At 73.8% G+C, this 14,683-nt stretch carries 15 protein-coding genes; 5 read left to right on the plus strand and 10 right to left on the minus strand.

The window, feature by feature from the left end; all coding sequences use genetic code 11:
• Positions 1–257: 257 nt before the first annotated feature.
• The 3 genes from ACPT94_RS37660 (at position 258) to ACPT94_RS37670 (ending at position 1,902) form a co-directional block, all read left to right on the plus strand.
• Positions 258–1,145 (plus strand): GNAT family N-acetyltransferase, encoded by an 888-nt coding sequence (locus tag ACPT94_RS37660; protein WP_425247879.1) that lies wholly within the window; start codon positions 258–260, stop codon positions 1,143–1,145.
• A 56-nt stretch (positions 1,146–1,201) separates the two neighbouring features.
• Complete coding sequence (locus tag ACPT94_RS37665; RefSeq protein ID WP_425247880.1) at positions 1,202–1,531, plus strand: hypothetical protein; 330 nt, start codon at positions 1,202–1,204, stop codon at positions 1,529–1,531.
• 80 nt (positions 1,532–1,611) lie between these two features.
• Entirely contained in the window at positions 1,612–1,902 is a 291-nt protein-coding gene (locus tag ACPT94_RS37670; RefSeq protein ID WP_425247883.1) for a GlsB/YeaQ/YmgE family stress response membrane protein, read from the plus strand.
• Between the two features lie 21 nt (positions 1,903–1,923).
• On the opposite strand, the gene ACPT94_RS37675 is transcribed toward ACPT94_RS37670, so the two are convergent.
• The 4 genes from ACPT94_RS37675 to ACPT94_RS37690 form a co-directional block, all read right to left on the minus strand.
• Positions 1,924–2,808: a Gfo/Idh/MocA family protein gene (locus ACPT94_RS37675; protein WP_360342774.1), complete on the minus strand. Its 885-nt coding sequence runs from the start codon at positions 2,806–2,808 to the stop codon at positions 1,924–1,926.
• 107 nt (positions 2,809–2,915) lie between these two features.
• The gene (locus tag ACPT94_RS37680; protein ID WP_360351301.1) at positions 2,916–3,119 is read right to left on the minus strand and encodes a hypothetical protein; all 204 of its coding nucleotides are present in this window, start codon (positions 3,117–3,119) and stop codon (positions 2,916–2,918) included.
• Positions 3,120–3,188: 69 nt separating this feature from the next.
• Complete coding sequence (locus ACPT94_RS37685) at positions 3,189–4,544, minus strand: type III PLP-dependent enzyme domain-containing protein (protein WP_425247233.1); 1,356 nt, start codon at positions 4,542–4,544, stop codon at positions 3,189–3,191.
• 120 nt (positions 4,545–4,664) lie between these two features.
• Positions 4,665–6,302 carry a PucR family transcriptional regulator gene (locus ACPT94_RS37690; RefSeq protein WP_425247881.1) on the minus strand — a complete coding sequence of 546 codons (1,638 nt, stop codon included), beginning with the start codon at positions 6,300–6,302 and terminating at the stop codon, positions 4,665–4,667.
• Positions 6,303–6,856: 554 nt separating this feature from the next.
• Between ACPT94_RS37690 and ACPT94_RS37695 the strand changes: the two genes are divergently transcribed.
• Together ACPT94_RS37695 and ACPT94_RS37700 are read left to right on the plus strand one after the other, a co-directional pair.
• Entirely contained in the window at positions 6,857–8,626 is a 1,770-nt protein-coding gene (locus ACPT94_RS37695) for an ABC transporter ATP-binding protein (protein ID WP_425247236.1), read from the plus strand.
• Positions 8,627–8,746: 120 nt separating this feature from the next.
• Positions 8,747–9,037: a DUF5133 domain-containing protein gene (locus ACPT94_RS37700; protein ID WP_360351290.1), complete on the plus strand. Its 291-nt coding sequence runs from the start codon at positions 8,747–8,749 to the stop codon at positions 9,035–9,037.
• A gap of 19 nt (positions 9,038–9,056) precedes the next feature.
• Here the strand turns inward: ACPT94_RS37700 and tgmB are convergent, their stop codons facing one another.
• The 6 genes from tgmB to ACPT94_RS37730 all read right to left on the minus strand — a co-directional run bounded on the left by tgmB (position 9,057) and on the right by ACPT94_RS37730 (position 14,670).
• Positions 9,057–10,043 carry an ATP-grasp ribosomal peptide maturase gene (gene tgmB / locus ACPT94_RS37705; protein ID WP_360351288.1) on the minus strand — a complete coding sequence of 329 codons (987 nt, stop codon included), beginning with the start codon at positions 10,041–10,043 and terminating at the stop codon, positions 9,057–9,059.
• A gap of 16 nt (positions 10,044–10,059) precedes the next feature.
• A complete protein-coding gene (gene tgmA / locus ACPT94_RS37710) occupies positions 10,060–10,251 on the minus strand; it encodes a putative ATP-grasp-modified RiPP (protein ID WP_189936157.1) in 192 nt (63 codons plus the stop codon).
• A 223-nt stretch (positions 10,252–10,474) separates the two neighbouring features.
• Positions 10,475–10,771, minus strand: coding sequence for a DUF1232 domain-containing protein (locus tag ACPT94_RS37715; protein WP_360351285.1), 297 nt, complete (start codon positions 10,769–10,771; stop codon positions 10,475–10,477).
• A gap of 247 nt (positions 10,772–11,018) precedes the next feature.
• Positions 11,019–13,121, minus strand: coding sequence for a xanthine dehydrogenase family protein molybdopterin-binding subunit (locus ACPT94_RS37720; RefSeq protein ID WP_360351282.1), 2,103 nt, complete (start codon positions 13,119–13,121; stop codon positions 11,019–11,021).
• Positions 13,118–14,113, minus strand: coding sequence for an FAD binding domain-containing protein (locus ACPT94_RS37725; protein WP_360351279.1), 996 nt, complete (start codon positions 14,111–14,113; stop codon positions 13,118–13,120). Before ACPT94_RS37725 ends, ACPT94_RS37720 begins: the two co-directional genes overlap by 4 nt.
• Positions 14,110–14,670 carry a (2Fe-2S)-binding protein gene (locus ACPT94_RS37730; protein WP_360351277.1) on the minus strand — a complete coding sequence of 187 codons (561 nt, stop codon included), beginning with the start codon at positions 14,668–14,670 and terminating at the stop codon, positions 14,110–14,112. Before ACPT94_RS37730 ends, ACPT94_RS37725 begins: the two co-directional genes overlap by 4 nt.
• Positions 14,671–14,683 lie beyond the last annotated feature (13 nt).

The raw sequence follows: 14,683 nt of genomic DNA on the forward strand, positions 1-14,683 counted from the left end.
GGGCCTCCGGCGCCGGAGAGACCGGCCACATCACTGTCCGCTCGGCGCCGAGTACGGTGCGCCGGGAAAACCGGTGGACGCCCGGGGAGCCGCGCTCCTAGGGTGTGACCGCACGCCCACAGACTCACGGAAGGAGGCGAGCGCCATGCAGTTCACACCCGTCCCGCGCTCCCTCACCGTGACCCCGGCGTGCCGGGTCTGACCGACGTCGGACCGACCGGGAGCGCACCACGCAGTGACGCATCCCGGAGGAATCCGTGACCGATCTGGTCATCCGCGCGCTCGACGAGAGCGACGTCCACCTGTTCGACACCCTGCCCGACCCGCTCCACGCCGCAGAGGCGTTCAAGAACGCCACCTACCGTCCCGACTGGAAGCGGGTCGCCCTGCGCGACGGCCGGGTCGTCGCCCGCGCCGCCTGGTGGGGCGGGCCCGACGACACCGAACCGCTCTCCGCCGAGTGGTTCGACTTCGCCGACGGCGAGGAGGAGGCCGGCGCCGAACTCCTGCGCACCGCGCCCTGGAAGATCGGCCTCCAGGTGGTCCTGCCCGCCGGCTGGCGCGAGGACCCGGTCCAGCGCACTGCCGCCGAGGCCCGCTTCGCCGCCGCCCGCGCCGCCGGCCAACGACTGCTGGTGGAACGCCTCATCTACCGCTGGACCCCGCGGTGCGGCCTGCCCGAACGCCCCGGACGCCTGACCTTCGCCGCCGAACCGGACGACGCGGTGTTCTTCGACGCGTTGCGGGCCATCCACTCCGTCACCCTCGACGCCCACGCCCGCAAGGCCGTCGAGAAGGGCGGCGTCGACCTGGCCGCCCAGGAGGAGCTGGACTTCTTCCGCTGGTGCCCGTCGCCGCGCGAGTGGTGGCAGGTCGCGCGGACGCCGGACGGAGAGCTCGCCGGCATCCACATCCCGGCCCACAACCCCTCCGGCCCGTGCGTCGGCTTCATCGGCGTCCTGCCGGAACACCGCGGCCACGGGTACGCCTACGACCTCCTCGCCGAGTGCACCCACTTCCTCGCCGAGCGCGGCGCGGAGTTCGTCGCCGGCGCCACCGACCGGGGCAACTTCCCGATGGCCGCCCACTTCACGAAGGCCGGGTACCCCGTCGTACGGGAACGAGTGCACTTCGAGATCGGCTGACAGATCGACTGACATGCTGTCCCGCACGGTGATCGACCACGGGTGACGGAGGCGTGATGGGGTTCGACGGCGGAGTCTGGCACGTGCGCTGCGGCGAGGAACCGGTCGGGGAGATCGCGGTCGACGAGGCCGACTTCCCCTGGCTGGCGGGACACTTCACGCCCGGCCCGGCGTACGGCGCCGTCGAACCCCTCTTCGCCCGTGAACTCGCCCTGCTGGAGGCTGACCTGGACACGCACGTGGAGGAGTGGGAGGCCGTGTACGCCGAGATCCGGCGCCTTCTTTCCCTCACCTCTCCCGACGGCCCGGTCGCCGAGTTCCTGCTGCACATCGAGGGAAACCGGGCCTGGTTCCGGTGGAGCGAGGAGCCGTTCGAGGACGAGTAGGGCGCCTTCGGCAGGTTTGCGGATCCCGTGTCCGTGCATTCGGGAGACGTACACCCGTTCCGACGGAGATGGGAGGAACCGTGGGCATCATCGCCTGGATTCTGATAGGCCTGCTCGCCGGTGCCATCGCCAAGTTGCTGCTGCCCGGGAAGGACCCGGGCGGCTTCATCGTCACGATGCTCATCGGCATCGCCGGTGGTCTGCTCGGCGGATGGCTGGGCAAGGTGATCTTCGGCGTGGACTCGATCGACGGCTTCTTCGATCTGTCCACCTGGGTCGCGGCGATCGTCGGCTCGCTCATCCTGCTGGTTCTCTACCGGGCCTTCACCGGCAACCGGCACGGGCACCGGCACTCGCACCGGCACGCCTGACCGGCCACGACCACCGCGTACTCAGCCGGCGCCGCCGCCCAACAGGGCCTCGGCCTCGGCGAGTACCTCGGTGACCCGCAGGCCGAACGCCGCGTCGCACGCGTGCGGCCGGCCGTCACGGGCCGCGGCGCCCAGCGCGTCCGCGGCCCGGCCGAGGGCGGTGGCGGCGTCCGAGGCGCTCTCGGGAAGCCGCGCCACCCCGGCCCCGCCACGGATCTCGACGGCGGCACCCGCCGCCGAGGGCGGGGCCGTCAGACTGAGCGTCAGCGTGCTGGACGCACCGCCGACGTGGTCCAGGACGACGTGCACGGTGTCCCCCGGCCCCCGCCCCGCCGCCGACACCCGGCGGACGTCGCCCAGGACCGGCAGCAGCACGGACAGCGCGTGCGGCCCCACGTCCCACAGGGCGCCCTTCTCCCGGCGCCACGGCGTGGCGAACGGGCTGTCCCCCGTGAACACCGCCCCCAGCCACTGCGCGTGCCCCGTGAACCAGCCTTCCGCGGAGGCCTGTTCGGCTATCCACGCCTCGGGTTCGGGCAGGAAGCGGGTGGTGAAGAAGACGACCGAGGCGACGCCCGCCTCCCGCACGGCCCCGGCCACCGCTCGCGCCCCCGCCACCGTGGCCGCGAGCGGCTTGTCGAGCAGCAGATGACACCCGGCCCCGGCGGCGCGGACGGCGAGGTCCGCCTGCACGTCCGGCGGCAGGGCGACCGCGACCGCGTCCACCTCCGCGAGCAGGGCGTCGACGTCGTCGTACGCCCTGGTGCCGTGCCGGTCGGCCAGTTCCTTCGCGGCGGCGGGGCGGCGGCCCCAGACACCGGCGAGGTCGAGACCCTCGTGCGTGCTGAGGACGGGGGCGTGGACCATCTGCGCCCAGGGGCCGGTGCCGAGCAGACCGATGCGCATGTCGCTGACTCTCCCTGCTGCCGGTGGAGGTGAGGCCGACGTCATGACGGCGCCGTCCGTGTGCGAGCCTCGCACACGGACGGCGCCGCAGGGGAACCCGGGGTCGGTCAGGCCGCCCGGGGCTCCGACCGGCCCTCGTCCGCAGCCGGTTCCCCGCTGTCGGCGGTGCCCCGGACCAGACGCAGATGCCGCCGGTGCGCGGCATGCCGCGGCCCCGCGGGGGCGGGCGCGGACAGCCGGTCCTCGACGCGGTCCATGACCACGAGCAGGACGGACAGGAACGGAAACAGCAGTACGGCGACCCACAGCACGGTGTTCTCCTCGTCAGGCGGACAGGACCCGGGTGCTCCGAATCGCGCTGCTGATGCGTGGAAACGCCGTCAGGGCAGTGAAGGAGCCGTGAAACCGCTCAGCAGGGCGTCCGCCTGTGTCAGTCCGCTCTCCACGGAGATCTCCCGCACCGTCTGCGCCCGGCGGACCGTGGCGAACGTGACCCGGTCGTCCCGCAGCAGATACCCGTACACCCCGGGCCGGGGCAGGCTGTTGTACGCCCAGGGCGCCGAGAAGTAGTAGGCGCCCGTGTCGTGCAGCACGACCAGGTCTCCCTCGGCGAGTTCGGGCAGCCGGCGCTCGTGCGCCACGACGTCCCCGGCGAAGCAGAGGGGCCCGGCGACGTCCTGCCGCAGCGGGGGCGTCCGCTTCGGCGAGCCGTCCGGCCCGTGGGCGGACACGCGCAGCGGCCAGGCGCCCGGCATGAAGACCGTGCGGGTGGCGACCTGCGCGCCGGCGTGGGTGAGGGCGATACGGCGGCCTCCCGCCTCCTTCACGTACTCCACCCGGCCCGCGAGGAAGCCGTTCTTGGCGAGCAGGGAGCGGCCGAACTCGGTGACCAGCCGGTACCGGCCGTCCAGCAGGGCCGGTTCGGCGGCGGTGAGCGCGGCGACGTAGTCGGCGTGGGTGGGGGTGACCGTGTCGTCGGTGAAGTTCACCGGGAGGCCGCCGCCCAGGTCGAGGCTGGTGATCTGCCGGCGGCCGACGCGGGCGTCGATCTCCTCGGCGAGGTGGTGCAGCGCGGCGAGGCCCTCGGCGATCAGGGGCAGCGGGCAGCCCTGCGAGCCGACGTGCGCGTGCAGCCGGGTCAGCCACGGCCGTCGCGCGAACGCCTCGACGACCCGTGCGCGGGCGCCCGGATCGCGCAGAGCCACGCCGAACTTGGAGTGCTCCGTCGCGGTGCTCATCGCGCCGATCGCCCCGCTGCCGACCTGCGGATTGACCCGCAGCCCGACGACGGACGCGCAGCCGGCCGGGCGCAGGGCGTCGACGCGTTCGAGTTCGGCGAGGTTGTCGGCGTTGACGGCGACGCCGAGGGCGAGGGCCTCGCGGAGCTCCTGGCGGGTCTTGGCGGGCGAGTCCAGCACGATCCGCGCCGGCTCGAAACCGGCGTCCAGCGCCAGCCGCAGCTCGCCCGGGCTCGCCACCTCACAGCCCATCCCGGCGTCGGCGAGCAGCCGCAGCACCGGCACCAGCGCGCAGGCCTTGGCCGCGAAGGTGTGCAGCACGTCCGGCACCCGCCCGAACGCCTCGCGCAGGCCGGCGACGCTCTCGCGCACGCCCTGGACGTCGACGAACCCGGCCAGCGGCCGGTCCTCGCCGAGCAGCCCGTCGACGACGGCCTGGCGGACGACGGGCGCGACGCGCGAGGCGTCGCTCTCGTGGTTCTCGATGGGGAACGACACGTCCAGGTCTCCTTCGGTGCGCCGGGAACGGGCGGCCACCTCCAGGTTCGCCTCTGCACGGCGGTACGTCTTCGGCGGCCCGCACAAAGGCGACCACGAGCTTTGTCGTGGCGCACAACGTCAGGGAGCCGTCAGCCGGGCCGCGAGGGTCAGCAGCAGCCGGATGTCGGGGTCGTCCAGGTCCACCCCGTGGCGCTCCCGGACGCGGCCGAGGCGGTAGCGCAGCGTGTTGGGGTGCACGACGAGCCGCCGGGCCGCCGCCGGGACGTCACCCCCGCAGTCGAGGTAGGCGGCCAGGGTCCGCACGAGGTCCCCGCCGTCGGCGAGGTCCGCGCGGATCAGGTCGTGGACCGGCCCGCTCCCGGACTCCCACACCGGCCGCACCGCGTCCAGGATCCGCAGCACCTCCAGCGCGGGACCCGCACCGGCGGCGTCCGCGCACCGCGCGGGCCGCGGCCTCCCGGCCGCCGCGGCCCGCGCCTCCCGCTCCCGCAGCGCCCGGACGACCAGCACGGCCCGCTCGTGCGACTCCGTCGCCCGCTCCGGCGCCACGACCGGACCCACACCCAGCCACACCGCGGCACAGTCCGGCAGCGACGAGACCACCGCGTCCAGCTCCCGTACGACGGCCAGGACGGCGGCCTCGTGGTCCGCGGCCGCGCCGTCACCGGTGAGCAGCAGCGCGAGCCGGTCGCCGTCCCGCAGGACGCCGGTGCCGGGGCGGCGGGCCGCCAGCTCCAGCACGAGGACGTCCAGGGCCCGGTCGTCCGTCCGCCGGCCGGCGTCCCGCTCGGCCACGACGACCGCGCAGGGCGCGTCCGGGGACAGGCCCAGCGACCAGGCGTGCGTGCGACGGTCCCCGAGCCCGTGCAGCAGACCCCGCAGCGCGGCCTCCCGGCGGTGCGCCGTACCGCTCTCGCGCAGCCGCTCCCGCACCAGGAGCGGGGCGGCCAGGCCGGCGGCCGTGCGCAGGGAGCGAGCGGCGTCCGGGGCCAGGGCGGCGCCGTCCGCGGCGGCCCAGATCGAACCGAGGACCTCCTGCCCGCTGCGGACGGCGACGACCAGCCGCTCGGGCGTGTCGCCGTCGGCGGGCCGGTGCAGAACGTCCCTCGAAGTCCACAGCGCGTGCAGAAGACCACTGCGGCGCAGCTCCGCGACCCGCCAGTCGGGCACCCGGCCGCCGAGGATGACGGCCCGGCGCAGCGGGTCGGCGTCCGGGCCGGTCGCGGAGTGGGCCAGGACACGCCACTGCGTGTCCTCGATGGTGATCGACCCCTTCACGTACGCGGCGACACGGGCGGCCAGGGCGGCGAGGGACGGGATCGCCTCGGGGCCGCGCAACGCGTCGGCGGCGTCCGCGTCACCCGCGGACACGTAAGCCAGGGCCGACCTGAGCAGGGCCGCCGCCTCCGCCCAGTCGGTGCCCTCGGCGCGGACCAGCAGGGCGACGCCCGTCTCCCGGGCCGCCGCCACCGGCTCCGCACCGGCCGCGTCCGCCTCGCCCAGCACCACGGCGCACGCGCCGCGCCGGGCGGCATCCCGCACGGTGCCGGCGTCCGCCGCGGCCCCCACGGCCAGCACCAGGGTGTCCTCGGGACCGGGTGTCAGATCGTCCAGGCCGACGGCGATCCGCCGTACGACGGCGTCCTCCGTGGCGGGCGCGCACAGCAGCCGCAGCGCGTTGCCGTCCTCGAAGGCCAGCAGGGACCGCAGAGTCGCGGCCGGGGCGTCGGCCGGGGGCGGGGGCTGCTCGTTCACCGGCCTGCCCTCCCGCTGTCGGCGCGCCACGCCGGCCGCGTGGTCGGCACGAGGATAGGGTCCGGCCGCGCCGCACCCCGAGCCGGGATTCAGCGCCCGCACTGCTGAATGCGTCCCCTTAATTCCATTGGACCTCCGCCGACGGCCGGGCCAGGCTGGAACGCGTCCACCCGTCCGCCAGGGGCTCCACCCCTTCGACTCCGCCAGGGGCTCCACCCCTGCCCCCCCCACGCGGGGCCGCCGCCCCGCACCCCGCCTCGGCCCTGAACGGGCCTCGTCCGCGAACTCCCCCGGAGGGGGTGCCCCAGACGGGCTGAACTGCCCTGACCGGTGCTCATCGTGTGCCGGCGTACGGGCGGAAACGCCCTGGGCGGCGCTCATCGAGCGGGCCGGACGGGCCGGTTGCCCCTGACCGGTGCCCGTCGGGAACCGGCAGACGGGCTGGGCCGGCCTGACCGGCGTCGCGAGGCTCACCCCCGGGTGGGTGGGGTTCGGGATCCCGCACAAGGCTCCGCACCAGCCTCTTCGACCGGCATTCAGGAGGACCACCGCCGATGGCGTCGTCGCTCGACAGACCGCTCGACCATCGCTACCGGGGAGAGCACCCGGTCCGTACGCTCGCCTACCTCTTCCGCGCCGACCGGTACCGGCTGGCCGGCGCGGTCGTCGTCTTCACCGTCAAGCACAGCCCCATCTGGCTGCTGCCGCTGATCACCGCGTCCATCATCGACACCGTCGTCCAGCACCAGCCGATCGGCCGCCTCTGGACGAGCACCGGCGTCATCCTGTTCATCCTGCTCGTCAACTACCCCCTGCACGTGCTCTACGTCCGTCTCCTGTACGGCAGTGTGCGCCGCATGGGCACCGCCCTGCGCTCCGCGCTGTGCACGCGCATGCAGCAACTGTCCATCGGCTACCACTCACGGGTCAGCGCCGGCGTGCTGCAGGCCAAGGTGGTGCGGGACGTCGAGGCCGTGGAGCAGATGGTGCAGCAGACCGCCGAGAACGGGCTCGGCGCGCTCACCGTCCTCACCGGCGGCCTGGTCATCATCGCCGTGCGCACCCCGGAGTTCGTACCCGTCTTCCTCGTCGTGGTGCCCGCCGCCGCGTTCGTCGTGGCCCGCCTCAGGGCCCGGTTGCGCGCCCACAACGAGCACTTCCGCCACGAGGTCGAGGCCCTCTCCTCACGCGTGACGGAGATGACCCGCCTGATCCCGGTCACCCGGGCCCACGGCCTGGAGGGCAAGGCGCTGCGCCGTATGGACCGCACCCTGCACCGGCTGCTGACCTCCGGGATGCGCCTCGACCTCGTCAACGGCCGCTTCGGATCGATCGCCTGGGTCGTCCTCAACGTCGTCGGCGTGCTCGTCCTGGCCGCTGCGGCGCTCGTCTCGTACTACGGCGTCTGGGGCGTCACCCCGGGCGACGTCGTCATGCTCAGCGCCTTCCTGACGACCCTCACCAACTCCACCACCACGCTCATCGGCCTCGCCCCGGTCATCACCAAGGGCCTGGAGTCGGTCCGCTCGGTCGGTGAGGTGCTCCAGGCGCCCGAGCTGGAGGACAACGAGGGCAAGGCCGAACTCGCCGCGGTGCGCGGAGCGGTGACTTTCCAACAGGTCGGATTCGCGTACGACAGCGGTCGGCCGGCGGTGCGCGACTTCACGCTGTCCGTCGCCCCGGGCGAGACCATCGCGCTCGTGGGAGCCTCCGGCGCGGGCAAGTCCACCGCCCTCAACCTCGTCATCGGCTTCATCCGGCCGACCTCGGGCCGCCTGCTGCTCGACGGCACCGACATGAACACCCTCGACCTGCGCACCTACCGGCGCTTCGTGTCGGTCGTCCCGCAGGAGTCGATTCTCTTCGACGGCACCGTCCGCGAGAACGTCGCCTACGGCATGGAGGACGAGGCCGACGAGGAGGCGGTCCGCGCGGCGCTGCGCGACGCCAACGCGCTGGAGTTCGTGGACCGGTTGCCCCAGGGCCTGGACACGCTGGTGGGTGAGCGCGGGGCCCGGCTGTCGGGCGGGCAGAAGCAGCGGCTGGCCATCGCCCGCGCCCTGATCAGGGACCCCAAGGTGCTGATCCTGGACGAGGCCACCTCCGCGCTCGACACCCGGTCCGAGGCGCTCGTCCAGCAGGCCCTCGCCCGCCTGCTGCGGAATCGCACCACGTTCGTCGTGGCGCACCGCCTGTCCACCGTGCGCGGCGCCGACCGGATCGTCGTGATGGGGGAGGGCCGCATCCTGGAGACCGGCACCCATGAGGAGCTCCTGCGCCGTGGCGGCGCGTACACGGCTCTGCACGGCGGACAGGTCGCCTGACGGATCCCAGGGCCAAGTGGCGAAAACCGTGCCCTGGGAGAGTGACATGAGCCTCAATGGCGCATGAATCGCCCGGGTTCGGGCACACGCTGCGCACCACATCTGGAGAGAGGAGCGCCCGTGATCGTTCCGGACCCGAAGGCCGTCAGGACGCTGCTGACCCGCTACGCGTCACTGAAGATCGCCCAGGCGGAGCAGGAGAGACCTCAGGCGGCACGCGAGCTGGAGGACGTCACGTACACCCTGTGCGTGCTGATGGGCACCTCCGACGTCCGCGAGGCGGTCGCCGCGGCGGACGCCCTGCTCGCCGCCGCCGTGCGGCCGCCGACGGCTCGGGTGCCGAGGCAGGACAAGGACGGGGACAGGGACGGAGAGAGGGACGGGGAGAGCGGACTGTACCTGGCGGTTTGAGAGCCCTCCCCGGCCCGGCTCAGGGAGCCGCCGAACCGCAGCAGTCCGCGTGCCGGGAAGGGTGCTGGGGGCCGGATCCGGCCAGCCACTCCGCGATGGTCCGGGAGATCGGCTGGCCGGTGTCCACCTCGACGAAGCCGAACTGCCCCGACTGGTTGCACTCCAGGAACCACCACGTCCCGTCGGCGTCCTCCGCGAAGTCGAAAGCGCCGTACGCCAGTTCGGCCTCCCGTAGATACGTCCGTACGGCGTCCGCGAGACGCGGCGGAACGTCGACCGGGTGCCACGGCGTGGTGGAGGGTGCGAAACGCACGTCCACCACGTCGGGGTCCGCGTCCGGCGCCGTCGTCTTGCGGGCGGCCAGCAGCCGGTCGCCCACCGCCGTCAGCCGGATGTCCGCCCGCTTGGCGACACGCCGTTGCAGCAGGGTCGGGCCGTAGGCGACGGCGGCGAAGTCGGCGCCGGGCGGGACCCGGGTGGTGGGCACCGCACGCGGCGGGTCCTGCGGATGCGCCCCGGACACCGGCTTGACCACCAGGTCCGGGTAGCGCTCCGCGAAGTCCCGCGCCGCCTGCGGGAACGTCGTGATGAGCGTGGCCGGTACGGGCAGCCCGCTGGACTGGGCCAGTCGCAGCTGCCAGGGCTTGTGCCGGGCCCGCCGGGCCGCGTCCGGATGGTTCATCCAGCGCGCCCCGCTGCCGCGGAGCATCCCGTACAGGGCCTGCGAGGCTTCCTCCGTGAGCCACGCGGACGGTTCGGGTGCCCGGGCCGCCGCCGTACCGGGCCGGCGGACCCAGACGGACCGCAGCGAGTCGAGGCTCACCAGCCGTCCGGCGGACGACAGATGGCCCCGGAAGGCGCCGTGCACGTACTCCGCGGAGAGCGCGACGGTGCCGGTGAGGTCGGCGGGATCGAGCCGCACGACGGGGACGCCGGAGGCGTTCAGGTGGACGACCACCATGTCCGCGGTGACGTCCTCCTGGCTGGTCAGGATGAGCACGGTCATCGGTTGTTGCCCGGGCTCAGTCGTCGAAGTGCGTCTTGGAGCCCGCCGTGGAGGTGGTCGTCCCGAGTTCTCTCAGCAGCGCGTGGTCACGAGCGGCGATCCGGCCGTCGCCGAGCACGTTCAACTGCAGTCCTGGGTCATAGGCGTACGGAGTGGCGAACTCCAACTCCGCTGCCGGGCGTGCGTAGTTGAGCGCAAACGGTTGCATCGTCTCTCCCTCGTCGGTACTGCGTCGATCAAGCGGTGCCGCTGTGCGACGTCACTTGGGCCCGCTGCGTTGGTGCGACTTTCTGTCCGTCACTCGGACCTTCAGTCACTTATACGAATCGAACGGGTGGTTGGTTTCCTTACTCTCCGTGATCAACACGGGTTTGGGGAGCGGCGCAGGGAGCTGAGCAGGGGCGATGTGCCTCGGAAGAGGCGAAAACTCGTTACCGGGCGGTCAGTTGACGGTCGGTTTCGGTGCGTTCGGGCGTGCGGCGCAGGGAGCGCAGGGCGAGGAGCAGGACACCGATGTCGTCGAGATAGACAGGGTCGGGCAGCAGGTCGGTGGGGAGGACGAAGTACGCGACCGCGCCCCAGAACACCCAGCGTGGGCCGGTCGGCAGACCCGCCCGCCGTAGGCCCCGCCGGGCCCGGACCAGCCGTACCAGCACGGCGGCGGCCACGGCGAACAGCGCCGCCGCCACTACCACCGCGACGACGACGAGCGTGGTGGTCGCATCCACGGGCCCTCCCTGTGCGCGGTCCGTCGCGCGGCGTCCAGTGGTTCCCCCGATTGTCGAATTCCCCGTTTTCGAATTCCGAATTCCCCCTTTCCGGCGGAAATATCGCACCGGCCGGGTGGACTTGCCCGCGGACGGCGGGCTGCCTGCTCCGAGGGCCGAGTGCACACGGGGAGTGATCAACGTCACGTCGCGCGCCGCGGGGCGGAGCCGCCGTGCCGACCGCGGCCTTCGGTCCGCGGTCCTCGGTTCAGTGGCCCGCTTCCAGCAGTCCCGTCAGCACCCGGTCCGGGGTGAGGGGCAGTTCGCGAAGGCGGACGCCGGTGGCGTGGTGGACGGCGTTGCCGACGGCGGCCGCCGTGCCCACGATGCCGATCTCGCCGATGCCCTTGCCGCCCAGCGGGTTGAGGTGCGGGTCGTCCTCCTCGACCCAGTGCGCCTCGATGTCCGGCACGTCCGCGTGGGCGGGCACGTGGTAGGACGCCAGGTCGGACTCGGTGAAGTCGCCGAAGGCCGCGTCCATCGTGCTGCCCTCGGTGAGGGCCATGCCCAGGCCCATGGTCATGCCGCCGACGAACTGGGAGCGTGCCGTACGGGCGTTGAGGATGCGCCCCGCCGCGTACACCCCCAGCATCCGCCGCACCCGCACCTCCCCGGTCACCGTGTCCACGGCCACCTCCGCGAAGTGCGCCCCGAACGCGTGCCGCGCGTAGGGGCTGTCGGCGTCGGCCGTGCCGGAGGTGTCAGCGTGGACGACCAGGCCCTGTTCCGGCACCGGTCCGGGGAGGCCGGTCAGACGCTCCGCCAGCCGCGTACAGGCCTCGTGGACCGGCCAGCCCCAGGAGGCCGTGCCCGAGGAGCCGCCGGCCAGCGGCGCCGACGGCAGGTCGCTGCTGCCCACCCGGATGCGGATCCGCTCCAGGGGAGCGCCGAGCGCGTCGGCCGCGATCTGCGCGAGCACCGTACGGGCGCCCGTGCCGATGTCGGTGGCGTTGGTCTCGACCAGGAAGGTCCCGTCGGGCAGGGCGTGCGCCGCGGCGGTCGACGGCCACACCAGCACCGGGTAGGTGGCGGCGGCCACCCCCGTCCCGATCAGCAACGGGCCTTCGGCACGGGAGCGCGGGCGCGGATCGCGCTCCGCCCACCCGAACCGGCGCGCCCCCTCCCGCAGGCACGCGACCAGGCCCCGGCTGCTGAACGGCCTGCCGCTGTCGGGTTCGGTCTCCGGCTCGTTGCGGATGCGCAGTTCGACCGGGTCCATGCCCAGTGCCTCGGCGAGTTCGTCCATGGCCGACTCCAGGCCGTACATGCCCGGCGCCTCCCCGGGCGCCCGCATCCAGGACGGCGTGGGCACGTCGAGCCGCACCACGCGGTGCAGCGTGCGGCTGTGCGGGGCCGCGTACATGACGCGCGCCGGTGTCGCCGCCTGCTCCACGAACTCCTTCACCCGGGAGGTGTGCGTGGTGACCTCGTGGACGAGGGACGTCAGCCGGCCGTCGGCGTCCGCGCCGAGGCGGAGCCGGTGCAGGGTGGGCGCCCGGTGCCCGACGGCCGAGGGCAGGAAACGGCGGGGCAGGGCGACCGTGACCGGACGCCCGGTGTGCCGGGTGGCCATCACCGCGAGGACGACGTCCGGCCGGGGCGTGCCCTTGGACCCGAAGCCGCCGCCCACATGCTCGGCGACCACCGAGATCCGCTCCTCCTCCAGGGCGAACATCCCTGCGAGCACGGCCCGTACGGTCGTGGTGCCCTGACTGGAGGTGTGCACCGTCAGCCGGTCCCCGTCCCAGTGCGCGGTACTGGCGTGCGGCTCCATGGGGTGGTTGTGCAGGGGCGGCACCCGGTAGCCGACGTCGACCCGGACCGCGGCGTCCGCGAAAGCGGCCTCCGGTTCACCGCGCTCCCGGACGGCCGGATACCCGCCGTTGGCCTCCTCGGGGACGTACGCCTGCGGATGCGTCGCGGACAGCGTCACGTCATGGGGTTCCTCGGCGTACGAGACGTGCAGGGCGGCGGCGCCGGCCCGGGCCGCCTCCGGACTGTCGGCCACCACCAGCGCGACGAACCAGCCACGGTGCGGAACCCCGGGGCCCTGGAGAACGGCGAGGGTGGGGTCGTCCGGCTCGGCGAGCCGCGGCGCGTTCTCGTGGGTGAGGACGGTGACGACACCGGGCAGCCGCAGCGCGTCCGAGACGTCCACGCCCGTCACCCGGCCGCGCGCCACCGTCGCCGGCACCGGACGGGCGAACAGCCCCCCGGAGGAGGGGAATTCGGCGGCGTAACGGGCGGTGCCGGTGACCTTGTCCCGGCCTTCCCGGCGCTCGGCGGGAGCGCCCACGACAGGGGCCGTCATGATTCCTCCCCGGACCGCGCGAGTCGTGTCAGGACGTCGAGAGCGAGGTTGCGGGCGAGGGGCACCTTGTAGGCGTTGTCGCGCAGCGGCCGGGCCGAAGACAGTTCGAGGTCGACGGCCCGTTCGAACGCCGCCGCCGTCGGCGCCGCGCCCACGAGCGCCTCCTCGGCCCGCCGGGCCCGCCACGGCCGGTGCGCCAGCGCCCCGAACGCGATCCCCGCGTGCCGGACGACACCGTCCGCCACCTCCAGCACCACGGCGACGGAGGCCAGCGCGAAGGCGTACGAGGCCCGGTCGCGGGCCTTGCGGTACGCCGACGGCAGCCCGGCCGTCGAGGTCGGCAGCAGTACGCCGGTGACCAACTCGCCCGGTTCGACGACGGTGTCCTGCTCCGGCTGCTCCCCGGGCAGCCGGTGGAAGTCGGCGGCGTGCACCCGGCGCACCCCGGCGAGGCCGTACAGCTCGATCTGCGCGTCCAGCGCGGCGAGGGCCACGGCCATGTCGGACGGGTGGGTCGCGATGCACCGCTCCGAGTACCCGAGGACCGCATGGTCGCGGTGGACGCCGTCCCGCGCGCCGCAGCCGCTGCCCGGCTCGCGCTTGTTGCAGGGTTTGGAGACGTCCTGGAAAGAGGGGCAGCGGGTGCGCTGGAGCAGGTTCCCGCCGGTGGTGGCGGCGTTGCGCAACTGGCCGGAGGCGCCCGCGAGCAGCGCCTGCGACAGGGCGGGGTAGCGGTCGCGGACCTGCGGATGCGCCGCGAGATCGCTGTTGCGCACCAGGGCGCCGACCCGCAGCGAACCGTCCGGCAGTTCCGTCACCTGGTCCAGCGGCAGCCGGGTGACGTCGATGAGGGCGGCCGGCTGCTCGACGCCGAGCTTCATCAGGTCGACGAGGTTGGTGCCGCCGCCCAGATAGCGGGCGCCGGGGTGGGAGGCATAGGCGTCGGCCGCCTCGGCGAGGCTGCCGGCCCGTACGTAGGCGAAGGACCTCACCGGCTCACGTCCTCGACCGCGTCGACGATACGGGGGTACGCGCCGCACCGGCACAGGTTCCCGCTGAGCCGCTCCCGGATCTCCTCCCGGCTCAGCGGAACGGGACCGGAGGGCGCCCGGGCGTCGGTGACGCGCGAGGGATGACCCGCCTCCGCCTCGGCGATCGCCCCGACCGCCGAGCAGATCTGGCCCGGAGTGCAGTACCCGCACTGGAAGGCGTCGTGCTCCAGGAAGGCCCGCTGCAGCGGGTGCGGTTCCTCGCCGTCGCTCGACAGGCCCTCGACGGTCGTGACGTCGCAGCCGTCCAGGGCCACCGCCAGCAGCAGACAGCTGTTGACGCGCCGCCCGTCGACCAGGACCGTGCACGCGCCGCACTGTCCGTGGTCGCAGCCCTTCTTGGCGCCGGTGAGGTCGAGATCCTCCCGCAGGACGTCCAGGAGGACCCGCCGGTGGTCGACGGTGAGGGTCTGCGGCTTGCCGTTGACGCGCAGGGTGATGCCGGAGCGGTGGGGAGGCGGTGCGGCGGTGCCGCCCGCGGGGCCGAGCTCGCTGCCCATGTCGTGGACCCTT

The organism is Streptomyces aurantiaciflavus, from assembly GCF_049808595.1.
Taxonomy (GTDB): domain Bacteria; phylum Actinomycetota; class Actinomycetes; order Streptomycetales; family Streptomycetaceae; genus Streptomyces.